Annotated in this window: 19 protein-coding genes and 1 riboswitch; of the genes, 6 read left to right on the top strand and 13 right to left on the bottom strand. The window is 74.8% G+C overall.

Annotation, left to right across the window (positions count from 1 at the left end):
• The first annotated feature begins 34 nt into the window (after positions 1-34).
• Together ACGF4F_RS10605 and ACGF4F_RS10600 are read left to right on the top strand one after the other, a co-directional pair.
• Complete coding sequence (locus tag ACGF4F_RS10605) at positions 35-1,162, top strand: sensor histidine kinase (protein WP_393076640.1); 1,128 nt, start codon at positions 35-37, stop codon at positions 1,160-1,162.
• 73 nt (positions 1,163-1,235) lie between these two features.
• Entirely contained in the window at positions 1,236-1,859 is a 624-nt protein-coding gene (locus ACGF4F_RS10600) for a response regulator transcription factor (protein WP_393076637.1), read from the top strand.
• A gap of 6 nt (positions 1,860-1,865) precedes the next feature.
• On the opposite strand, the gene ACGF4F_RS10595 is transcribed toward ACGF4F_RS10600, so the two are convergent.
• The 7 genes from ACGF4F_RS10595 to ACGF4F_RS10565 form a co-directional block, all read right to left on the bottom strand.
• Positions 1,866-2,789 (bottom strand): L,D-transpeptidase, encoded by a 924-nt coding sequence (locus tag ACGF4F_RS10595; protein WP_393076634.1) that lies wholly within the window; start codon positions 2,787-2,789, stop codon positions 1,866-1,868.
• A 61-nt stretch (positions 2,790-2,850) separates the two neighbouring features.
• On the bottom strand, positions 2,851-4,350 hold the full coding sequence (locus ACGF4F_RS10590) for an alpha-amylase family protein (RefSeq protein ID WP_393076631.1): 1,500 nt from the start codon (positions 4,348-4,350) through the stop codon (positions 2,851-2,853).
• A 283-nt stretch (positions 4,351-4,633) separates the two neighbouring features.
• Positions 4,634-5,920, bottom strand: a complete 1,287-nt coding sequence (gene serS, locus ACGF4F_RS10585) for a serine--tRNA ligase (RefSeq protein WP_393076628.1) — start codon at positions 5,918-5,920, stop codon at positions 4,634-4,636.
• A 481-nt stretch (positions 5,921-6,401) separates the two neighbouring features.
• Complete coding sequence (locus ACGF4F_RS10580; protein ID WP_393076843.1) at positions 6,402-7,481, bottom strand: MerR family transcriptional regulator; 1,080 nt, start codon at positions 7,479-7,481, stop codon at positions 6,402-6,404.
• A gap of 54 nt (positions 7,482-7,535) precedes the next feature.
• Positions 7,536-8,711 carry a saccharopine dehydrogenase family protein gene (locus tag ACGF4F_RS10575; RefSeq protein WP_393076625.1) on the bottom strand — a complete coding sequence of 392 codons (1,176 nt, stop codon included), beginning with the start codon at positions 8,709-8,711 and terminating at the stop codon, positions 7,536-7,538.
• A gap of 31 nt (positions 8,712-8,742) precedes the next feature.
• Positions 8,743-9,894 carry an alcohol dehydrogenase catalytic domain-containing protein gene (locus tag ACGF4F_RS10570; RefSeq protein ID WP_357434858.1) on the bottom strand — a complete coding sequence of 384 codons (1,152 nt, stop codon included), beginning with the start codon at positions 9,892-9,894 and terminating at the stop codon, positions 8,743-8,745.
• Positions 9,891-10,316: a hypothetical protein gene (locus ACGF4F_RS10565; RefSeq protein WP_393076840.1), complete on the bottom strand. Its 426-nt coding sequence runs from the start codon at positions 10,314-10,316 to the stop codon at positions 9,891-9,893. Before ACGF4F_RS10565 ends, ACGF4F_RS10570 begins: the two co-directional genes overlap by 4 nt.
• A 190-nt stretch (positions 10,317-10,506) precedes the next feature.
• Here ACGF4F_RS10565 and ACGF4F_RS10560 point away from each other — a divergent pair, with 190 nt between their 5' ends.
• Positions 10,507-13,326, top strand: a complete 2,820-nt coding sequence (locus ACGF4F_RS10560; protein ID WP_393076622.1) for a LuxR C-terminal-related transcriptional regulator — start codon at positions 10,507-10,509, stop codon at positions 13,324-13,326.
• Between the two features lie 72 nt (positions 13,327-13,398).
• Here the strand turns inward: ACGF4F_RS10560 and ACGF4F_RS10555 are convergent, their stop codons facing one another.
• Both ACGF4F_RS10555 and ACGF4F_RS10550 read right to left on the bottom strand, forming a co-directional pair.
• A complete protein-coding gene (locus ACGF4F_RS10555) occupies positions 13,399-13,950 on the bottom strand; it encodes a DsbA family protein (RefSeq protein ID WP_393076619.1) in 552 nt (183 codons plus the stop codon).
• Positions 13,951-14,113: 163 nt separating this feature from the next.
• Positions 14,114-14,794, bottom strand: coding sequence for a BON domain-containing protein (locus tag ACGF4F_RS10550; protein WP_357434860.1), 681 nt, complete (start codon positions 14,792-14,794; stop codon positions 14,114-14,116).
• Between the two features lie 253 nt (positions 14,795-15,047).
• On the opposite strand from ACGF4F_RS10550, the gene ACGF4F_RS10545 reads away from it, so the two are divergent.
• Positions 15,048-15,686 (top strand): maleylpyruvate isomerase N-terminal domain-containing protein, encoded by a 639-nt coding sequence (locus tag ACGF4F_RS10545; RefSeq protein WP_393076616.1) that lies wholly within the window; start codon positions 15,048-15,050, stop codon positions 15,684-15,686.
• 51 nt (positions 15,687-15,737) lie between these two features.
• Here ACGF4F_RS10545 and ACGF4F_RS10540 read toward each other — a convergent pair whose 3' ends face one another.
• The gene (locus tag ACGF4F_RS10540; RefSeq protein ID WP_393076613.1) at positions 15,738-16,142 is read right to left on the bottom strand and encodes a hypothetical protein; all 405 of its coding nucleotides are present in this window, start codon (positions 16,140-16,142) and stop codon (positions 15,738-15,740) included.
• A 430-nt stretch (positions 16,143-16,572) separates the two neighbouring features.
• On the opposite strand from ACGF4F_RS10540, the gene ACGF4F_RS10535 reads away from it, so the two are divergent.
• Positions 16,573-16,935 carry an STAS domain-containing protein gene (locus tag ACGF4F_RS10535; RefSeq protein WP_393076610.1) on the top strand — a complete coding sequence of 121 codons (363 nt, stop codon included), beginning with the start codon at positions 16,573-16,575 and terminating at the stop codon, positions 16,933-16,935.
• Between the two features lie 102 nt (positions 16,936-17,037).
• Positions 17,038-17,490, top strand: a complete 453-nt coding sequence (locus ACGF4F_RS10530; protein WP_073835630.1) for an SRPBCC family protein — start codon at positions 17,038-17,040, stop codon at positions 17,488-17,490.
• Between the two features lie 139 nt (positions 17,491-17,629).
• On the opposite strand, the gene ACGF4F_RS10525 is transcribed toward ACGF4F_RS10530, so the two are convergent.
• The 3 genes from ACGF4F_RS10525 to ACGF4F_RS10515 form a co-directional block, all read right to left on the bottom strand.
• Complete coding sequence (locus tag ACGF4F_RS10525; protein WP_357434864.1) at positions 17,630-18,184, bottom strand: hypothetical protein; 555 nt, start codon at positions 18,182-18,184, stop codon at positions 17,630-17,632.
• Positions 18,185-18,292: 108 nt separating this feature from the next.
• Positions 18,293-19,360 (bottom strand): hypothetical protein, encoded by a 1,068-nt coding sequence (locus ACGF4F_RS10520; protein WP_357434865.1) that lies wholly within the window; start codon positions 19,358-19,360, stop codon positions 18,293-18,295.
• Positions 19,361-19,364: 4 nt separating this feature from the next.
• Positions 19,365-19,497, bottom strand: a riboswitch (cyclic di-AMP (ydaO/yuaA leader).
• Positions 19,498-19,644: 147 nt separating this feature from the next.
• The gene (locus ACGF4F_RS10515; protein ID WP_357434866.1) at positions 19,645-20,559 is read right to left on the bottom strand and encodes a cation diffusion facilitator family transporter; all 915 of its coding nucleotides are present in this window, start codon (positions 20,557-20,559) and stop codon (positions 19,645-19,647) included.
• Positions 20,560-20,636: the final 77 nt, after the last annotated feature.

Raw genomic sequence — 20,636 nt, 5'->3', positions numbered from 1 at the left:
CCCGTCCCCGGGGCGGAGGTTTAGCGTGTTCGTCGTGAACCTGCCGTCGGAGCGCAGCCAGCCGAGGACCCACTGGCGGGTTACCGGCTGGCTGCTCGCCGCCGTCTGGCTCTTCTTCCTCAACATCCCGCTGCTCACCGCCCTGCACCAGCCCGAGCTCTGGCGTCGGGTGCTGGGCGCGTCCACCCTGGTCGCCTTCGGCGTGAGCTACGTGTGCGTCTTCCAGTGGGCGCGGAACCGTCGGCGGGTGCACCTGGGCGTCCCGCGCGGCCGGGCCTGGGCGGCCCTGGCGCTGCTGCTCGGGCTCGGGCTGGCCGGCATCCCCGGCACCTCGGGAGACTGGCTCACCACACTCGTCTTCGTCGCGGCGGCGGCGGTGTTCCTGCTGTCGACGCGCGAGGCGGTCGTGGTGGTCCTCCTCGCCGCGGTGACCCCGCCGGTCACGGCCGCCCTGGTGCCCGGCTGGGAGGCCGAGAGCACCGTGGTGTTCGCCGTCCTGCTCGCCTCGTTCGCCATGTTCGGGGTGAGCCGGCTGGCCCAGCGCAACGCCGAACTCCAGGCCGCCCAGCAGGAGATCCGCCGGCTCGCGGTGGCCGAGGAGCGGGCCCGCACCGCCCGCGACCTGCATGACATCCTCGGCCACTCGCTGACCGTGGTGACGGTCAAGGCGGAGCTGGCCGGGCGGCTGCTGGAGCTGGATCCGGCCCGGGCCGCCGCCGAGATCGCCGACGTGGAGCGGCTGGCCCGGCAGGCCCTCGCGGACGTGCGGGGCACCGTCGGGGCGTACCGCGAGGTGCGCCTGACGACGGAGCTGGCCGGCGCCCGCTCGGCGCTCGCCGCCGCGGGCATCGTCGCGGAGCTGCCGGAGACGGTGCCGGCGCTGCCGGCGGAGCGGGACGAACTGTTCGGCTGGACGGTACGCGAGGGGGTGACGAACGTGGTCCGGCACAGCGGCGCGCGGCGGTGCGAGGTCCGGGTGGACGGCTCGGCCGTGGAGGTCCGCGACGACGGCCGGGGGCCGGTCGGTGAGCCCGGCGCGGCCGGGCACGGGCTGGTCGGGCTGCGCGAGCGGGCACGGCGGCTGGACGCCACGGTCACGGTTGGCCGTCGCCCCGGCGGACGCGGCTTCCTGTTGCGCGTTGCCCTGCCGGCGGGGTCCTGATGGGCGGCGGGTTCGCGATGGACGGCCGGGTCGCGACGGGTGGCGGCCGGGCCCGGGTGCGGAGGACGCGCGAATGACCGAGCCGATCAGGCTGCTGCTCGCCGACGACCAGGCGCTGGTCCGGGGCGCGCTGGCCGCGCTGCTGTCGCTGGAGCCGGACCTGACGGTCGTCGCCGAGGTGGGCCGGGGCGACGAGGTGGTCCCGGAGGCTCGGCGTACCCGACCCGACGTGGCCCTGCTCGACGTGGAGATGCCCGGCCTGGACGGGATCGCCGCCACCACCGCGCTGCGGGCGGCGGTGCCCGGCTGCCGGGTGCTGGTGGTGACCACCTTCGGCCGGCCCGGCTACCTGCGCCGGGCGATGGAGGCGGGCGCGAACGGCTTCGTGGTCAAGGACACCCCGGCCCGGCAGCTCGCCGACGCGGTGCGCCGGGTGCACGCCGGCCTGCGGGTGGTCGACCCGACTCTGGCCGCGGAGACCCTCGCCACCGGGCCGAGCCCGCTGACCGAGCGGGAGACCGAGGTGCTGCGGACCGCCCGGGGCGGCGGCACGGTGGCGGAGCTGGCGGCGACGCTGCACCTGTCCGAGGGGACGGTCCGCAACCACCTCTCCGCGGCGATCGGCAAGACCGGCGCCCGCAACCGGGCCGAGGCGGTACGGGTCGCCGAGGAGAACGGCTGGCTGCTCGGCGAGTGAGCCGGCTCAGGCTGCCGGTGGCGGGGTGGCGAGCTGGTCGACCACCACGACGCTGGTGCCGGCGGGCAGTTCGGCGAGGAGCTGACGCTGGCCGCTGCGGGTCAACCGGATGCAGCCGTTGGTGACGTCCTTGCCGAGCGTCGCGTCGGTGTACCAGCTGTGCAGTCCGATGTGGGCGCCGCGCAGCCCGGTCGGCACCGCGTCCGGGTCGTCGGGGATCGCGCCGAGGGCGAAGATGTCGACCCCGCCGTAGACCGACTGGGGCGGGGGCGTGCGGCCCAGGATGAAGGTGCGGCCGAGCGGGGTGGACTGGCCGCGCTTGCCGAGGCTGACCGCCCAGGAGCGGACCACCCGGCCGTTCCGGTACCAGGTGAGCCGGTGCGGGCCGCGTTCCACGACGAGCTGGTCGGGCAGCGCGACGGTCGTCCAGCCGCCGGCCGGCAGCCAGGCGATCCGGCGGTTCGCCGAGGGGAGCAGCACGGCGGTCCAGCCGGCCCGGCGCTCGACGATCGGCGTGGTCAGCGGGACGCCGCTGATGGTGGGGGCGAGGAAGGCCAGCGGCCGGCCACCGGGCGCGTCGTACGCGGCGACCCGCCGGCTCGGCGTCAGCCCCTCGTTCAGCGGCCGGAGGTCGCCCGTGCCGGGGTCGGCCGGGAACCCGCCAGGCGCCGGCTCGTACGTGACCACCGGCAGATCGGCCGGAGCGGGCGCCGCCGGCGGCACGGACTCCGCCGCCGTCCGGGTCGGGGCGGGCGGCTCCGTCGGAGTGACGACCGGCGCCGCGCCACCCGGCGCGCCGGCCGGCGTGGGGGCCGGGCCGCCGGTGAGCGCGTACCCGACCAGCAGCGCGGTCACCAGCAGCAGCGGTACGCCGAGCGCGGCGAGCAGCCAGCCGAGGGTCCAGCGCGAGGTGAGTCGGCGAAGCAGCATGAACCCGACTTTAATGGACAGAAGTCCCCCGCTCCGCTCATGGCGGTGCGGGGGACTCCGGTCAGGGCAGCTTCGCCCCGACGTGGATGGCTACCGCGTCGTGGGCGGGGATGTTGGCGGCGAACCAGCCGTTGCCGTCCACCGTGATCACCGGCCCGCTGCACGAGCCGTTGTTGAAGTCGCCGTGGATGATGTCGCAGTAGCGGCCGGCGGGCAGGCCCGCGTAGTACGAGCGACCGGTGATCGCGAAATCCTCGTCGTTGAGGGTGAGATAGCCCTTGCCGGCCCGGCTGAACGCGATGTGCTGCCAGCCGTTGTCGTACCAGTTGGCGACGCCGGCGCCCTGGGTGGCGTTGTTGAAGGCGACCATGTTGGCGATGACCCGCCAGCGGTGCTCGCACTCCCAGCCCGAGTAGCAGGTGGTGTTGAGGGTCTTGTTGCCGGCGTCCGAGGGCGGGCCCTGGTCCCGGTTGCTGTACGTGAAGCTGGACATCACCGCCGGGGTGCCGTACGGCCAGGCCAGCATGAAGGCGTTGGCCAGGGCGTACTCGCCCCGGTCCCGGTAGGTCAGCACGCCGCCGTCGCGCTGGGTGTCGTGGTTGTCGGTGAAGACCACCGCCTGGCTGCCAGGCAGGTAGCCCCACGGCTCGCCGAAGTTCCGCAGGTACGCCAGCCGCTCGCTGTTGAACATCCGGGCCAGGTCCTTGCCGTACCGGAACTCGTGCACGTCGCCGTTGCCGGTGTACTCGGTCGGCTGGATCGGCTCACCGGCGCCGTAGATGACCTCCTGCACGAGATACGCCGAGCGGGAGAGCTTGCTCTTGATCGCGGCGATGTCGGCGGCCGGCATGTGCTTGCTGGCGTCCAGCCGGAACCCGTCCACGCCGAGCGAGAGCAGGTCGTTCAGGTACGTGGCCAGCCGGGTGCGCACGTAGTCCGACTCGGTCTTGAGGTCGGCCAGGTTGACCAGCTCGCAGTTCTGCACCTCGTACCGGTCGTTGTAGTTGACGATGTCGTTGTTGCCGTTGCGACCGCAGTAGTGGAAGTCCTGCGAGCCGTAGTTGCCCGGGTAGCTGTAGTGGCCGTACGTGGTGCCGGCCCAGCCGGTGCCGCCGTTGTCCTGGCCGGACATGTGGTTGACGACGGCGTCGACGAGCACCTTCACACCGGCGTTGTGGCAGGTGTTCACCATCGCCTGGAACTCGGCGCGGGTGCCCTTGCGGGACTCGATCCGGTAGCTCACCGGCTGGTAGGCGACCCACCACTGGTTGCCGCGGACGTGTTCCTGCGGCGGGGAGACCTGGACGTAGCCGTAGCCCTTGGGGCCGAGCACGGTGGTGCACTCGTTGGCCACCGAGTTCCAGTTCCACTCGAAGAGCTGGACGATGACCTTCTTGCTGCCGGGGGTGGCCGCGGTGGCCGGGGGTGCGGCCAGGCCGGCCGGGACGAGCAGGCTGGCGGTCAGGCCGAGGGCGAGAGCCGCCGCGACGGTGCCAGATCGCGGCGCGGCGTCAGACGCGCCGGGCTGGAGCCGTTGCTGCCGGCATCGGCGTCGATGCATCGGGACTCCTGAGGGGTGCGGGGGAGGAGGCCGATGCCGTCACCTTGCAGGCTCGGCCTGAAATTTTCGGCAAGGTTACAAGCGTGTTGCAAGACATGTCAACGCATGGACATGCGTCGTTGCGAATCGCGCCACGCGCACGCCGTCGAGGAGCGGTCAAGGTCTGCCCGGAACTCGCGCTGCGCCTGGTGAGGACCGAGTAACCGGCGCGGAGGCCACGGCGTACTCGGGTTGCGGCGGCGGAGGTCGGTGGGCCCGACCCCCGCCGGCACTCGTCAGCGGGTCAGCGAACCGGGGTGAGGCGGTCGGTGCCGAGCCGGTCGCGGAGCACCTCGGGCACCAGCACCGAGCCGTCGGGCTGCTGGAACTGCTCCAGGATGGCCGGGAAGAGCCGGCTGGTGGCCAGCGCCGAGCCGTTGAGCGTGTGCACGAACCGGGTCTGCTTGCCGCCCGGCTCCCGGTAGCGGATGGCCGCCCGGCGGGCCTGATAGTCACCGCCCCAGGAAACCGACGACACCTCCTTGTACTTGCCGGTGCTCGGCATCCAGACCTCGACGTCGAAGGTCTTCTTCATCGCGGCGCTGGCGTCGCCGGCCGCGAGCAGGCTGGTCTGGTAGTGCAGCCCGAGCTTCTCGACCAGGCTCTCCACGTGGGCGACCATCTCCGTCAGCGCGGTGTCCGCCTGCTCGGGCAGGGTGAACTGGAAGATCTCCACCTTGTTGAACTGGTGGCCACGGACCGTGCCGCGCTCGTCGGAGTGCGAGCCGGCGGCCTCCCGTCGGTAGCACGGGGTGTAGGCGAACGCCTTCAGCGGCAGCTTCGCGGTGTCCAGGATCTCGTCCTGGAACGCCCCGAGGATCGCCGTCTCCGCCGTGGGCAGCAGGAACTGGCCGCGCGGGGCGGACTGCTTGTCCAGGTGGTAGACGTCGTCGTAGAACTTGGGGAACTGCCCGGCGGCGAAGCCGGCGCTGTCCAGCAGCAGGTGCGGCGGGAGCAGGAACTCGTACCCGGCCTGGATGTCCTGGTCGATCAGCCAGTTGAGCAGTGCCCACTCTAGCCGGGCGCCCATGCCGGTGTACATCCAGAAGCCGGAGCCGCCGAGCTTCACGCCACGCTCGTGGTCGACCAGGCCCAGCGCCCGGGACAGCTCGACGTGGTCCCGGACCTGCTCGATCGCCGGCGGCTCGCCGAAGGTCTTGACGACCCGGTTGGCCTCCTTGCCGCCGGGGACGACGTCGTCGGCGGGCAGGTTGGGCAGCTCGCTCATCCGCTCGCGCAGCCGGGACTGCACCTCGTCCAGCTGGGACTCCAGCTCGGCGAGCTGCTTGCGCTCGGCCTCCGGCGCAACCGACTCCGGCTCCTTGCCGGCCCGCTTCGCCTGCGCGTACGCCCGCGCCTCCGCCTTGCGGCGCTGCCGCTCGGCGTCGATCTCGCTGATCAGGGCGCGGCGTTCCTGGTCGAGCCGCTGGATCTCGTCCAGCGCCCGGTTGACCTCGGCGGGATCCAGACGCTTCGCCAGCGCGGTCGCCACCGCCTCGCGATCCTTCCGGATCAACTCCATGTCGAGCATGCTGCTCCGTACGCCTCCGTCCAGGCAGTCAGGTGGGACCCCCAGATGCTACCGTCGCGGCCCCGTGCGGCCGGCCCGGGCCGGGCGGTGCTGGTCGGGATCGACCCGCCGCGGCCGCTGCGGCGTCGGTGGCTGGCCGACGCCCGGTTGGTGGCGGTGAGTGATCCGGCGGCTGCCGGCCGTCGGCGTGACGGTGAGTGACAGGCGCCGACCGCCGAGACCACCCGATTGGGCTTTCCTTCGCTCCGAAAGCCGCGTGACCTGGTCATCCTCTGGGAGACGCTCCGCGCCCCGGCCCACCCCGCCCGCTCTTTTGCTCTGCAGCCACGGACGCAGCGGGCAACGCTGGGTGCCTGCTGCGTCGATGGCTGCAGAGCAAAGGCGGGAGTGAGGGTGGTGCGGTGGCGGCGGCGGGATCACCCAGAGTGAGCGGCGTGCGGGTCGACGTTCGGGCGTGGTGCCGGGCGGATCAAGGGGGCGGTCAGAGCCGGATCGGCATGAGGATGGAGAACGCGTCCGCGTCGTCCGGGCGGCGGACGGCCAGCGGGGCGATCGGGCCGTCCAGCTCCAGCACGAGCTGACCGCGGTCCCCGGCGTCCAGGGCGTCGAGCAGGTACTCCCGGTTCACCCCGACCCGCACCGCGTCCGGGTCCACCGCCTCGTCCGGCCGGACCACGCGCAGCCCGCCCCGGTCGTCCAGACCGAGCACGGTCACCTCGACGGCTACCCCGGCGTACTCGCGGAGCAGCAGCGGGACGTCGTCGGCGGTGAGCGCGCCGCGCAGCGCGACCACGTCGACCGGGATCCGGTACGCGGGCGCGCCGCCGACCTGGCCGTGCAGCAGCCGGCGGTAGTCCGGGAAGTCGTACGGCAGCGCCGCGGCGGCCATCGCGCGGCCGGCGACGGAGACCTCGACCCGGTCCGCGGTGACGGTGACTTGCGCCTCCGGGGTGATCCCGACGCCGGTGTCGAGCAGCGTGCGCAATTCGTCGACCGCGTCCGCCGGGAGCAGCGCCCGGACCTCCGGACCGTCGACCTTTCCGCCCGCCCGGGCCACGGCCAGCCGGTGCCGGTCGGTGGCGATCAGTCGTACCCCGTCCGCCTCCACCTCCAGCAGCACGGCGGACAGCACCGGCAGGTCCGGATCGCTGCCGACGGCGAACCGGACGGCATCGACAGCGGCGGCCAGGTCGGCGCGGGGCAGCACGAGACGGGTGGTCATGGGGATCTCCTCGGGATCGATCAGGGTACGGATCCGGGAGAGCTCACGGCGGGCGTCGGCGAGGCCGTCCTCCAGCCGCCGCAGGTGCGCGTCCAACAGCCGGTGGACCAGCGCCGGCTCGTGCCGGTGCCGCAGCGCGTCGGCGATCCCGGCCAGCGGCATCCCCACCCGGCGCAGCCCGGCGACCAGCCGGGCCGGCGCGATCTGGTCGTCGCGGTACCAGCGGTAGCCGGTAGCCGGGTCGACCAGCGCCGGGACCAGCACGCCGGACCGGTCGTAGAACCGCAGCGCGCTCACCGTGAGGCCGCTGGCCCGGGCCAGCTCGCCGATGCTGCGCAGTTCGCTCTCCACGCCGCCGGATCCTGGGCCCTCAACCCGCTCGAGGGTCAAGTCTCACCGCTCCAGTACGCGGAAGGTGATGCCGGCGCGGGCCAGCCGATCCAGCAGGGCGTCGCCCATCGCGGTCACCGTGGTCACCTGCCCGGCGGTGGGCGGCAGGTCGTCGAACGCCAGGCACAGGGCCGACTCGGCGAGCATCTTTGCGGTCTCGTCGTACCCCGGGTCGCCGCCGGCCACCTCGGTGTGCACCGTCCGGCCGCCGCCGGTGCCGACGAACCGGACCCGGAACCAGGACTTCGCCCGCTGCTCGGCGCTCGGCCCCTGCCCGGAGGAGAGCCGGCCGAGCAGCCAGCGCCGGGTCAGTGGCAGCTTCACCAGCCCCAGCAGGCCGGCCAGGCCCACCCCGGCGGCGAGGACGGTGGGCAGCCGCTTCACGGCCGCGAAGTGGCGGTAGCAGAAGTCCGGGCCGTACTCCGGGCGGGCGGCGGCCGACCGGCGGACGATCTGCGGGTCGATGGTGGGCAGCGGTACCGCCCACATGCCGACCTCGGCCGACCGGCCCACCTTCCCGGGTACGGCGCGGACCCGCCGCCCCGCCGGCCGGGGTTCGACCGCCTTGCGCGCCCGCGCCGCCCGGCTCGTCTCTCCGGTGCGGGACAGCGCGGTCAGCGCCGAGTGGTACGTCCCGGCGGAGAAGCGCCCGCCGGCCCGGACGAAGCCGTCCACGGCGACCGGCCCGTCCGTGGCGAGCTGTCTGACGGTGAACCAGGCGCCCAGATCGTGCGGGGTCGAGTCGAAGCCGCAGGCGTGCACCAGGCGGGCGCCGGTGCGCACCGCCTCGGCGTGGTACCGGACGTACATCAGGTCGACGAACTCCGGCTCGCCGGTGATGTCGACGTAGTCGGTGCCGGCGGCGGCGCACGCCGCGACCAGCGGCTCCCCGTGGTGGATGTACGGGCCGACGGTGGTGGCGACGACCCGGCCACGCTCCGCGACGGCGCGTAGCGACGCCGGGTCGGTGGCGTCGGCGGTCAGCAGCGGCAGCTCGGCCAGGCCTGCGTCGATCGCGGCCAGCCGGTCCCGGACCGCGGCCAGCTTGCCCGGGTTGCGGCCGGCCAGCGCCCACCGCAGCCCCGCCGGGGCGTGCCGGGCCAGATACTCGGCGGTCAGCCCGCCGGTGAACCCGGTGGCGCCGAAGAGGACGAGGTCGTACGGCCGGTCGTCGCGCATCCGCCGAGTGTGCCATCCGCCGGCGTCCGGCTCACGGGGAGAAGACCGCCCGGACGCAGCCGTCGGCACGCTCCCGGAACAGCGCGTACCCGTCCGCGGCGCGCTCCAGGGGCAACCGATGGGTGGCCAGGTGCTCGGTCCGCAGCTCGTCGCGGGCCATCCGGTCCAGCAGCATCGGGATCCAGCGCTGCCCGTGCTGCCGGGCGCTGCGGACGGTCAGCCCCTTCTGCATCACCGCGCCGAGCGGGAACGTGTCGACGACTCCGGTCCAGGTGCCGAGCACCACCACTGTGCCGGCCTTGCGGCAGGCGTGCACCGCCTCGCGCAACGCCAGCGACCGCTCCGCGCCGCCACCGAGCCGGCCGGCTAGCAGCCCCGGCGGCTCGGCCGCCATGCCGACCGCCTCCACGCACACGTCCGGGCCCCGGCCGCCACTGCGTTCCCGCAGCTCGGCGAGGACGTCCACGAATCGGTAGTTGAGCGGTTCCGCGCCGACGTGCTGCTCCACCATCCGCAGCCGGTCGTCGTGGTCGTCCACCACGACGACCCGGTCCGCGCCGCGCAGCAGCGCCGCCCCGGCGGTGAGCTGGCCGACCGCTCCCGCGCCCCACACCGCCACCACGTCACCCGGCCGCACCTCGCCCAGCTCGGCGCCCAGCCAGCCGGTCGGCGCGGCGTCCGAGGCGAAGACCGCCCGGTCGTCGCTGACCTCCTCCGGCACGGCGAACGCCCCGACGTCGGCGTATGGCACCCGCACGTACTCGGCGTGGCTGCCGGCGAAGCCACCCAGCGGGCCGGGGTGGCCGTAGCAGCCGCCGGTGGGCTGGCCCCAGGCCGACTCGGCCGCCGACGCGCCGGTGGTGCCGTTGTCGCAGCAGGCGAAGAGCCCCTGCCGGCAGAACCAGCAGGCCCCGCAGGCGATCCCGGCGCACACCACCACCCGGTCGGCGACCCGGTGTCGGCGTACCTCCGGCCCGACCTCGACCACGTCGCCGAGGAACTCGTGCCCGAGCACGTCCCCGGCGGCGAGGTACGGGATCCGCCCGGCGAGCAGCGGCAGGTCCGCGCCGCAGGTCGCGCTCCGTCGTACCCGGACGATCATGTCGTGGGCGTTGCGCAGCTCCGGGTCGGGGACCTCGCGGACCGCCACCGCGTTGGCGCCCTCCCAGCAGAGGGCCCTCACGCGGGCACCCCGGGGCGGTCCCAGCGCGAGCGGTCCGCCCGCAGCACGTCGCCGGTCTCCGCGAGCTGCTTGGCCTCCCGCAGCGCCTGCCGGATGAACCGGCCGGGATCGTCGCCGACCAGGTGGGCGACCATTCCGCGCAGGCCCGGCGCGTTGCCGAGCAGCCGGGCGGCCAGCTCGGTGCCGCGCCCGCCGGGCGCCGGGCGGGCGTACAGCTCCACTACGCCGTAGAGCCGGCGCAGCGGCTCCGGCCACCGGCCGCGGGGCAGCACCTCCTCGGGCCGGCCGGCCACGGTCACCACCTGCCAGCGCCCGGGCCGCGGGTCGGTGCCGGCCGCGTGTGGCCAGCGCTCCCGCCGGCGTACGACCAGCGTGCGCGCGACCCTCGCCACCTTGCTCCCGCCACCGGCCAGCCGTCCCATCCGTGCCACGGGCCCCTCCCGTCGTCGCGGGTCGTCGGGCGGCCGGTCACGCGCGGCCGGCCGCCCGCGTGTCTCCAGGGTGCGGCCGGTGCGGGTGAAGCGGGTTCGCCCCGAAGGGGTGAACCGGTGCGGGCCGGGTAACCGCTGCCCGCACCGACCGGGGGAGCGGACGCGACGGGGGAGGGGCCGCATGCCGGAGGAGGCTGACCACGTCGAGGTCGCCGAGACGCCGGGGGACGTCACGGTGCCGGCGGGCCCGGCGCCGTCCGGGGGCGCAGACCCGGCTGCCCTCCCGCCGCTGCTGGCCTCCCGGCTCGCCCCGGCCGCCCTGCCCGAGCCGGTGCTGGTCCGGCCCCGGTTGCTGGCCCGGCTGGCGCAGGGGGTCGCGGCGCCGGTCACCCTGGTCTCCGGGCCGGCCGGCTGGGGCAAGACCACCCTGCTCGCCTCGTGGGCGCGGGCGGTTGGCGACGAGCCGCCGACGGCCTGGGTGACCGTGGAGGAGGGCGACACCGGGACGCGGCTCTGGTCGTACCTGGCGGCCGCGTTGCGGGCCGCCGCGGAGGGCGTCCCGGACGAGGGTCCACAGCCGCCGGTGCCGGACCGTCCGCCCCGCCCGGACCAGCTCGAACTGCTCGCCGCGGCGCTCGCCGCCCGGGAACGCCCGGTGCGGCTGGTCCTGGACGATCTGCACCGGATCACCGACCCCGGCGCGCTGACCGGGCTGGAGTTCCTGCTGCGGCACGCCGAGGGGCGGCTGCGGCTGGTGGTCGGCGCGCGGTTCGACCCGCCGCTGGCCCTGCACCGGTGGCGGTTGGCCGGGGAGCTGAGCGAGGTCGGCCCGGACGAGCTGGCCTTCACCGCCGAGGAGGTGGCCGACCTGCTGGTCGCGCACGGGGTGCCGCTGCCCGCCGCCGCGGTGTCCCGGCTCCACGAGCGGACCGGTGGCTGGCCGGCCGGGCTGCGCTTCGCCGCGCTCGCGCTGCGCGCCCAGGCCGATCCGGCCCGGGCCGTCGAGCGGTTCACCGGTGACCAGCCGGACGTCGCCGGGTACCTGCGCGACGAGGTGCTCGCCCCGCTGCGTCCGGACGCCCGGGACGTGCTGCGGCGCACGGCGATCGCCACCGCCGTGTGCGCCGACCTGGCCGAGGCGGTGACCGGGCGCAGCGACGCCGGGCAGGTGCTCGCCGACCTGTCCCGAGCGGGCGGCTTCGTCCAGCACGACGGGGGTAGCCCGCCCTGGTACCGGTGCCATCCGCTGCTGGCCGACCTGCTCCGCGACGAGCTGGGCCGGCTCCCCGCAGAGGAGCTGCGGGACCTGCACCTGCGCGCCGCCGGCTGGTACGGGGACCACGACCGGCCGGCCGAGGCGCTGCGGCACGCGCTGGCCGCGGGCGAGTGGAACCGGGCCACCGAGCTGCTGATCGCCCGGTGGCCGGAGCTGGCCCCGTACGACCGGGACCGGCCGGCCGCCCCGGCGCCGCCCGAGCCGCCCGCCGAGGCGGTACGCCGGGACCCGGAGCTGGCGCTGGCCTGCGCCGCCGAGCGGGCGTACGACGGTGACGTTGACGCGGCGGCCGGGTACCTGCGGCGTGCCGTGGACCAGGCGGGTGCGCTACCCGAACCGCGCCGGGACCGGTTCCGGCGGTTGGCCACCGCACTGGAGCTGGCCCTGGCCCGGCTCGCCGGTGACCACGCCGAGGTACGCCGGGCCGCCGCCCGGCTGCTCGCCACCCGTACCGCCGTCGGCCCCGGGGACGACCCGCGGGCCGGGGCCGGCGAGGACGCCGACGCCGGTGCGGTGGCCGGCACCGCGCTCGGGCTGGTGGGGCTGGCCGAGGGGGAGTTGCCGGTCGCCGCCGAGCGGTTCACCGCTGCGCTGGATGCGGCTCGGCGGTCGGGACGGCCGCGTACGGAGCTGGTCTGCGCCAGCCGGTCGGCGCTGCTGACGGCGGCCCGGGGCGGGTTGCGGGCGGCCGAACGGACCGCGCGGGAGGCGCTGGCGATGCCGCCCTGCCAGGGCTGGTCGTGCCGGCTGGACTGCGGGCACGCGTACCTCGCGCTGGCCCTGGTGGCGTGGCACCGCGACGAACCGGCGGAGGCGGCGGCGAACCTGACGCTCGCGGGACCGGCCACCACGGCGCCGGGCGCGGCCGCGCTGGCCGCGCTCTGCCGGGCCGAGCTGCTGGCCGCGGACGGCGAGCCGGCCGCCGCCCTGCGGATCCTCGCCGAGGCCCGGGAGGTGTCGCCCGGCCGGGAGTTGACCGCCGCGCTGACCGCTGCCGAGGCGCAGCTCCGCGCCGCCGTCGGCGACGTGGACAGCGCCCGCGCCCTGCTCACCGACGCGCTGCGGGCTGCCACCGAGGCGGGGTCCGCCGGCGCGCTGCCGTCGGAGCGGGCGGACGCCGGGTCCGGCGGGGAGGTGGCGGCGCTGGGGGTGGCACTGGCCCGGGTGGAGCTGCGGGCGGGGGACCGCCGGGCGGCCGGGCGGGCGCTGCCCGACTGGTCCGGGCCGCAGGCGGAGTCGTGGCCGCTGCCGGTCCGGCTCGCCGCCGGTGTGCTCGACGCCGTCCTGGCCCACGACAGCGGCGACGACCGGCGGGCCGGGCGGGTCCTGGAGCAGGTGCTCGACCTGGCCGAGCCGGACGGCTACCGGCGGGTCTTCACGCGCGCCGAGCCGGGCGTACGCGACCTGCTCGCCGCCCACCTGGACTCGGGCACGGCGCACTGGGCGACGGTGAGCGACCTGGTACGCGGGGCCGACGAGCGGCGCTCCGTCGAACCGCCGGAGCGTCCGGGTGGGCCGGAGCGCGCGCTGGACGAGCCGCTCACCGAGCGTGAGCTGACCATCCTGCGCTACCTGCAGAGCATCCTGTCCAACGTGGAGATCGCCAGCGAGCTGTCGCTGTCGGTCAACACGGTGAAGACCCACGTCCGCAACATCTACCGCAAGCTCGACGCGACGCGCCGCCGCGAGGCCGTCCGCCGAGCCCGCGAACTCCGGTTGATCTGACGCGGCCCCCGTGCAGGGAAAGAGTGCCCATCCGGCCGGGGATGGGCACTCGTGAATCCCGTCGCCCGGGTGTCAGGGGGTGGCGGCGGCATCGACCGCGGCCAGCAGCTCGGCGACGTCGTAGCCGCCCTCGTGGCGGACGTCGTTGACGAAGAGCGTCGGGGTGCCGGTCACCCCGCTGCGGATGCCGCCGACGAAGTCCCGCCGGACCCGGTCGGCGTGGGCGTGCCCGCCCACCTCCGTGTCCACGTCGTCGGGCGGCAGCCCGAGCTGCTCGACGCCGAGCGACAGGTGCACCGGGTCGAGCTGGTCCTGGTGCTGGTAGAGCCAGTCGTGCATCTCCCAGAACCGCCCCCGCCGGCCGGCGGCCTCGGCCGCCTCCGCCGCGCTCTCGGCGTACGGATGGACGTTGGCGATGGGGAAGTGCCGGTAGACCAGCCGGACGGTGTCGCCGCGCTGGCGCAGCACCTCGGCCAGGTTCGCGTACGCGGACCCGCAGAACCGACACTGGTAGTCGCCGTACTCGACGATGGTGACCGCCGCGTCGGCCGGCCCCCGGGCGTGGTCCGTCTCGGTCACCGGGAGGCGCAACCGGGCGCTGGTGACCTGCAGTGGCGTCGTCATCGATCCACCTCCGGCCGCCGCAGGATCCGCCCCGCCGGGATCGCCGGCCGGGGGTACCCGGACGCGCCGCGCCCGGGCGTGATCAACCCGTTCGGATCAGTCATGGTTCCCAGCCTCGCCCGCGACGGGGTGAGCCGGGCTCACCCGGCCGGGGTCATTCGCGTCACGGCGATACGGCCACGTGGTTGTGCACCTCCCGGATGCCCGGGGCCGACCAGACGACCCGCTCGATCTCCTCGCGTTCGGGGATCGAACGGACCAGGCCCTCCAGGACCGCCTCGTCGCCGCCGTGGATCCGGACGCTGATCCCCTCCACCTCGGTGGCGCCGTTGCGGGCGAGCGCGTCCACGATCCGCTCGGCCAGGTTGCGCGCGTCGGTGCGGGTGCCGGGCCGGACGGTGATGCCGTTGCTCACCCCGCGTACGCCGGTGAGCCGGCCGACCGCCCGCTCGGCGGCCCGGCGCTGGTACTCCCACTCGACCTGGCCGTGCAGGGTGACCCAGCCGTCGGTGACCGTCACGTCCAGCGTCTCGACCGGCACGAACGCGTCCCACTCCAGGGCCCGTGTGGCGGCGGTGGCGATCTCCGGGTCGCTCTTCTCGGCGGAGGTGGCGATCCGCACGGCGAGGTCGTTGGCGACGGCCCGTACCCGGGACACCCGGTGCGCGGCCCGCTCGGCGGCCCACTTCTTGGCGTAGCTGTCCACCCAGCCGGTCAACGTCACCACCCCCTCGGTGACGGTCACCCCGATCTCGTTGGGGCGTACCCGGGGCTCCCAGGTCAGCTCGTCGAGGACGTCGGACTGGATGTCCTGGTCGGTCCGCATGATCGTCCCTGCGGCCATCGGTGCTCTCCCTCCCGGATCGGTTCGCGGCGCGGCGGTGCCCGGCACGGGTCCGGCGCCGGCTCCGATGGTGGCCGCTCCGCGGGTGACCTGCCGTCACCCGCACCGAATGAACCGAGTTGCTTGGGAGCGTCTCCAGATGCGGTGGCCGTCCGGTCCGCGGCGCGGCCGCCGCCGCATCCGGGCCCGTGCCGTGGTCGATCTTGGTGAGTAGGCTCGGCCTCCCGGACCCGTGACGAGAGGGGTACGCCCGATGCACCCGATCAGGATCGCCTACCTGACCGCCGCCCGCTCGGCCGCGGCGCTGCTCGCCGACCCGGCCGTGGCGAAGCAGTGGGACGCCCCGAGCGCGCTGGCCGAGTTCCGGATCGGCGGACTCGCCGGCCACCTCGCCTTCCAGATCCTGGCCGTGCCCGCGGTGCTGGCGGAGCCGGTGCCGCCGGGCGAGCCGATCGGCCTGCTCGACCACTACGCCCGGGGCACCTGGATCGGCGCGTCGGTCGACGACGAGGTGAACGTGGGCATCCGCCGGTCCGGGGAGCGGCTCGCCGCGGACGGCCCCGAGGCGCTGCTGGCCGCGGTCGGCGCCGCGGTCGACGAGCTGGCCGTCGCGTTGCCCGCCGAGCCGGACGGGCGGGTGGTGCACCTGGCCCGGGGGCCCTGGTCACTGGCGCTGGACGACTACCTCACCACCCGGCTGATGGAACTGGCGGTGCACTCCGACGACCTCGCGTTCAGCCTGGGCGTGCCCACCCCGGAGTTGCCGGCCGACGTGCTGGACCCGGTGCTCGCCCTGCTCGCCCGCCTCGCCGTACGCCGGCACGGCCAGCCGGCCGTGCTGCGGGCACTCAGCCGGGCCGAACGGGCGCCGGCGAGCGTCACCGCGTTCTAGACGCCGGCGGCGGTGCCCCCAACTCGGGACACCGCCGTCGTGGCGTGCGGGTCAGCGGTCCAGGCCGGCCGCCGAGTCCGGCCGGTCCACGTCCACGAACTCGATCTCGCCGAGTTCCCGGGCTCGGCTGCCGGCCGCCCGGGCGAAGGTGCCGGCCGCCCAGCCGACCGCGGCGCCGGCCAGCGCGGCGCTGATCAGCAGCGCCCAGGGCAGCGCCGGCCGCCGGCCGGCGAGCGCGTCGAAGGCCAGGGTGGCCCGCCGGCGGGCCTCCTCGGCGGCCGAGCCGACCAGGTTGCTGGCGTCGTCGGCGAGGCCGGAGCCGTTGCGGCGGGCGGACCGCGCGGCGCCCCGGACGCTGTCGCCGGCGGCGTCGACAGCGGAATGCAACTGCTGCCAGGCCTGGTCCGCGATCCGCTCGGGCTTGCTGCGACGGTCCAGCAGGGTGGATCCGAACATGGTTACCTCCTCGGGGTGCCGAAGGCCGGCGGCCACTTCGGACTCCGGCGACGATCGGGCGCGGGACGGTCCGCCCATCCCGGCCAGTGCCCGGAGCGGACTCGGCGCAAACCACCCCGGCGCGCCCCGTCGCGGCCGACTGGGGCAGGATGGGACAGACCACCCGAACGCGCCGAGGGCCGGGTGCGGGCCCGGCGAGCGGGGGGCGGCTACCCTGGGTCGGCGGATCGGCGACCCTCGTCGGTCGTTGAATAGTGAGAGCCTGTCGTAGCGGAAATAGGAAGTGGAAGCTCCGGATTGGGATGCCCAGGTGTGCCCAGTCCGCGAATTGCTCATCCCGAGGGGTGGCGACCGAGGCCGTCGGAGGAATACGCTCGGTCGCGGCCCGCGTACTGATGAGGCGCCCGTATGGGCGAGTGGAGGTGTTCGCGTGAGCCTGTCGATCGTGAAGTCTGTTCAGCCGGGTGGTGTCGTCCAGATCGCCCCGCGGGGCGAGATCGACGTCGACACCGCGTACGAGGTGCGGGAAGCGATCGCCGAGGTGCTTGCGAAGGGCCGGCCCGCCCGCATCGAGCTGAACATGCGCCTGGTCACCTTCATCGACTCGGTCGGCATCAGCGCCATGGTCGCCGGCTTCCAGACCGCCGAGGTGAGCGGTGTCAAGCTGGTGGTCACCGAGCCGAGCCGGTTCGTGCACCGGCAGCTCTGGGTCACCGGCCTGCTCGGCCTCTTCGGCGCTCCCGAGCCATACTTCGCCGACGCCCCCACGCCCGAGGTGCTCCCCGGCGCCTGAGCCCTGCCCGGCGGACCGCTCGGACCGGGTCTTCCGACCGTTGCCAGCCGGCCCCCGGTACGGGACGATCGTGCCCACCGGCGACGGCTAGGGGAGTACGGCTTGCTCAGCAGCGACAGTTTCAGCTACACCGTGCAGGCTCGGTGCGCACGGGCGGAGGCGGTCGCCCTGCTCAGCGACCTGACCCGCCAGGGCGAGCTGCATCCGCTGATCGTCCGGGTCCGCCAGCTCCCGCCCCGGCCCGGCGCCCTGGCCAGCTATGCGATCACCGACCGGCTGGCGCTCGGGCCGCTGCACTTCCCGGTCACCTACCAGGCGGACGTGCTGGTCGCCAACGAGGACGAGGTGGTGACCGTGGCCCGGCAGCAACCGGCCACCACCGTGCGCAACCACACGCGGCTGCGGGACGAGCCCGGCGGTGTGGTGCGGATCGACGTCGAGATCACCCTCTCCGCCCCGGCGCCGCTGTTCGGGTACGCCTTCCGCCAGGCCCGGGCGGCCCATCTCGGCCTGGCCAGCCGGCTCGGCGCGACCCTCGAGGGGCACGCCGACTGAGCCGGTGCGGCGGCCGTACCGGCTAGGCCCGCCGCCCGGCGGTGTGCGGCAACTCCGGCTCGGCTGGCGGCCAAAATTCGGCCTCCGCGCCGCCAGGCGGCGCTCCGGGCCGAATGAAGGCCGGTCTGACCTCGCGCCGCTACGACGACTTCAGTTCGGCGCGTCTGACGCCGCGCTGCGAACTGAAGCCGTCGCTGGAGCCGGCGGCCGGCCGCCGGGTCGGCGGCGTGGCGCGGCGCAGCCGTCCCCACGGCTTGTAGGTGGACAGCACGGTCATGAGGATCAGCAGGCTGCTGGAGACCGCCGGCGGGATGACCAGGTCCAGCCGGTCCCGGGTGGCGAGCTCCGGCCCCAGCTCGGCGAGCCCGCGTACGGTCGGGGTGAGCAGCAGGAGGACCAGGCCGAGCATCCCGGTGGTGATCGCGAACTTCACCAGCACCCAACGCCAGCGCAGCAGGCCCCACGGGGTGAGCAGCGCGCTGGCCAGCCCGACCAGCCAGACCGCCACGCTCAGCGGCGCGAAGAGGTACGTGACCAGCAGCCCGGCGGTCGGATAGACCACCGCCGGGTCGGCGCCGCGCAGCCCGGCGATGCCGAGGGTGAGCAGCACCAGGTCGGCGCCGAGCCAACCCAGCGAGGTGACCAGGTGCAGGGTGAGCAGTGCCTTGCGCGTGGTGGGCGAGAGTCGGCTCATGCCCTCGATGCTCGGCCGTCGCCGGCCCGGCGTCGTGGGCCGCGCGGCGACATCCGGCGTACGTCGGTGGGCGTACGGTGGCCCGCCGGGCGGCGGGCCACCGCGGGCTCAGTACACCGACAGGTGCACGTGGTTGGTGTGGTCGCTGGACGGGTCGCCGTTGCCCCCGCTGTACGCCTTCCACCCGCTGCTGGGCAGCCAGATCTGCTTGTACCAGATCACGTAGAGCACGGCGAGCGGGTCGGCGTTGCGGATGAAGTACGCGGCCAGGTTGTTGCCGTACGTCTTGTCGCCGCCGGTGGCCACCCCGCCGAAGCCGTCCTTCTGGGCGGCGAAGTCGCAGGCCCGGCCCTTGGGATGCTCACCCGAGCCGCTGGGCCGGTAGCAGGAGACGTACCGGGTGAACCCGGCCGCCTTGGCCTGCTGGAGCGCGTGCAGGGTGCGCGGAGTGATGCAGCCGTCGGCGGGCGTCGGGTCGTTGACGCTGCACGACTCCGCGGGCCAGGAACCGTCGGCGTTGCGCTTCGCGGGGGTGGCGTTGGCCCGGGACGTGCCCTGCACGCTGCCGCCGGCGGCGCCGGTGGTCCGGTTGTTCGCCACCTTTAGCGCGCGTTCCGCCTGCGCCTTGCGCTTGGCCATGACCGCGACCTGCTTGCGCTGTTCCCGGATCTCGCCGTTGAGCGCGTTCTGGGTGCGGGTGGCCTGGTCCCGGGTGTCGATCAGGTCGCGCAGGGCCCGGTCCTCGTGTGCGGCGACCTGCTGCAGGGTGAGCGCCCGGTCCATGAAGCCCTCCGGGTTGCTGCTGCCGAGCAGCGCCGCGGCGGTGCCGAGCCGCCCGGTCCGGTAGGCCAACCCGGCGAGCTCGCCGACCTTGGCGTCGCGTACGCCCAACTCGCTGTTGATCGTCTTGAGCTGGGCGGTGAGCTGCTGCTGCCGACTCACCGACCGGTTCAACGCGGTCCGCGCCTCCAGCCAGCCCTTGCTGGCCGCGTCGAGCTGCGCGCGCAGCGCCGGTGTGCCGCCCTCGTCGTCGCCGGGTGCGGCGGCGAGCAGGCCGGTCGGGGGAGCCGCCGAGGCGGGGGAGACCGGCGTGGCCGCGACGCCGAGGGCGAGCGCCGCGACGAGCAGGGCCGCCAACCGGGCGGCCGTCCTTCGTACAGGTGCCACTGGTGGCATTCACGTGTCCTTCCGTCAACCGCCGACCGGGTTAGCTGACGGGTTCGGGACGGAAGATCCCTACCGCTGACGCGGATGCACCCCAGGTACATGGTTCCCCGGCTCGCCGTACGGTGGCGATTAGGCGACGGCCACCACCGCGGACGCTGCTGGGCGTCGCCCGGCGGAAGCCGCGACCGAGCCTACCGGCGCTGTTCCGGCCCGTCGCCGTGGACGGCGAACGGGAATCGGGCATAAGCCGGCACTAGTGCACAATAGCCACTTGGATTTAAGGTTGTCCTCAATTACCACTCGACGGTTCCGCACGCGCCGGGTGACGCCCCGGGTTCGATCTGCAACGTGGCGTGATCGATCCGGAAGTCATCGTGCAGCGCGGCCCGCGCGGCGGCGAGCACCTCGCCCACCTCGGCGTCGGGGGTGGTGGTCAGGTGCGCCGAGGCCACGTCCATGCCGGAGGTGAGCGTCCAGACGTGCAGGTCGTGCACCTCGGCGACGCCGGGCACCGCGGCCAGCCGGTCGTGCACGGCGGTCACCTGCAGGTGTTCCGGGGCGGCCTGCACCAGGATGCGGACCGCGGCCCGGCCGAGCCGCCAGGTGCGCGGCAGGATGAACAGCCCGATCGCAACGGCCACCAGCGGGTCCGCCCACCACCACTCGGTGAACGTGATGACCAGGGCGGCGCCGATCACGCCGAGCGAGCCGAGCAGGTCGCCGAGCACCTCCAGGTAGGCCCCACGCAGGTTGATGCTCTCCTGCGCCCCGCTGCGCAGCAGCGCGAACGCGACCAGGTTGGCGAGCAGGCCGAGCACCGCCACGGCGAGCATCGGCCCGGCGAGGACCTCCGGTGGCTCGCCGAACCGGCGGACGGCCTCGACGAGCACGTACGCGGCGACCGCGCCGAGCAGCACCGCGTTGGCGAGGGCGGCCAGCACCTCCAGCCGGTAGAGCCCGAAGGTGCGCTGCGGATCGGTCTCGGCGCGGCGGGTGGCGGTGATCGCGGCCAGCGCCATGCCGATGCCGAGGACGTCGGTGAACATGTGCCCGGCGTCGGAGAGCAGGGCCAGCGAGCCGGTCGCGAAGGCGGTCGCCGCCTCGACCACCATCAGGGCGCTGAGCAGCCCGAAGGCGGCCCAGAGCCGGCCCCGGTGGCGGTGCGCGGCGTTGGCCACCGTGCCGCTGTGGTCATGACCTGCGCCCACGCCCACACCCTTCCGTTCCGCACCCCGGCCCGACCCAATCTATGCTCACATCGCTATATGTGCGAGTGAATGGGCGT

The sequence above is a fragment of the Micromonospora sp. NPDC047740 genome, from assembly GCF_043204735.1.
Classification (GTDB): domain Bacteria; phylum Actinomycetota; class Actinomycetes; order Mycobacteriales; family Micromonosporaceae; genus Micromonospora.
This window is presented reverse-complemented; position numbering and strand designations above follow the sequence as displayed.

Excerpts from the sequence above, each read along its gene's own strand:
- ACGF4F_RS10540 (WP_393076613.1), bottom strand. The coding sequence starts at position 16,142 with ATGTTCGGATCCACCCTGCTGGACCGTCGCAGCAAGCCCGAGCGGATC.
- ACGF4F_RS10545 (WP_393076616.1), top strand. The coding sequence starts at position 15,048 with ATGCACCCGATCAGGATCGCCTACCTGACCGCCGCCCGCTCGGCCGCG.
- ACGF4F_RS10520 (WP_357434865.1), bottom strand. The coding sequence starts at position 19,360 with ATGCCACCAGTGGCACCTGTACGAAGGACGGCCGCCCGGTTGGCGGCC.
- ACGF4F_RS10550 (WP_357434860.1), bottom strand. The coding sequence starts at position 14,794 with ATGGCCGCAGGGACGATCATGCGGACCGACCAGGACATCCAGTCCGAC.
- ACGF4F_RS10600 (WP_393076637.1), top strand. The coding sequence starts at position 1,236 with ATGACCGAGCCGATCAGGCTGCTGCTCGCCGACGACCAGGCGCTGGTC.
- ACGF4F_RS10555 (WP_393076619.1), bottom strand. The coding sequence starts at position 13,950 with ATGACGACGCCACTGCAGGTCACCAGCGCCCGGTTGCGCCTCCCGGTG.
- ACGF4F_RS10575 (WP_393076625.1), bottom strand. The coding sequence starts at position 8,711 with ATGCGCGACGACCGGCCGTACGACCTCGTCCTCTTCGGCGCCACCGGG.
- serS (WP_393076628.1), bottom strand. The coding sequence starts at position 5,920 with ATGCTCGACATGGAGTTGATCCGGAAGGATCGCGAGGCGGTGGCGACC.
- ACGF4F_RS10560 (WP_393076622.1), top strand. The coding sequence starts at position 10,507 with ATGCCGGAGGAGGCTGACCACGTCGAGGTCGCCGAGACGCCGGGGGAC.
- ACGF4F_RS10595 (WP_393076634.1), bottom strand. The coding sequence starts at position 2,789 with ATGCTGCTTCGCCGACTCACCTCGCGCTGGACCCTCGGCTGGCTGCTC.
- ACGF4F_RS10590 (WP_393076631.1), bottom strand. The coding sequence starts at position 4,350 with ATGCATCGACGCCGATGCCGGCAGCAACGGCTCCAGCCCGGCGCGTCT.
- ACGF4F_RS10565 (WP_393076840.1), bottom strand. The coding sequence starts at position 10,316 with ATGGGACGGCTGGCCGGTGGCGGGAGCAAGGTGGCGAGGGTCGCGCGC.
- ACGF4F_RS10525 (WP_357434864.1), bottom strand. The coding sequence starts at position 18,184 with ATGAGCCGACTCTCGCCCACCACGCGCAAGGCACTGCTCACCCTGCAC.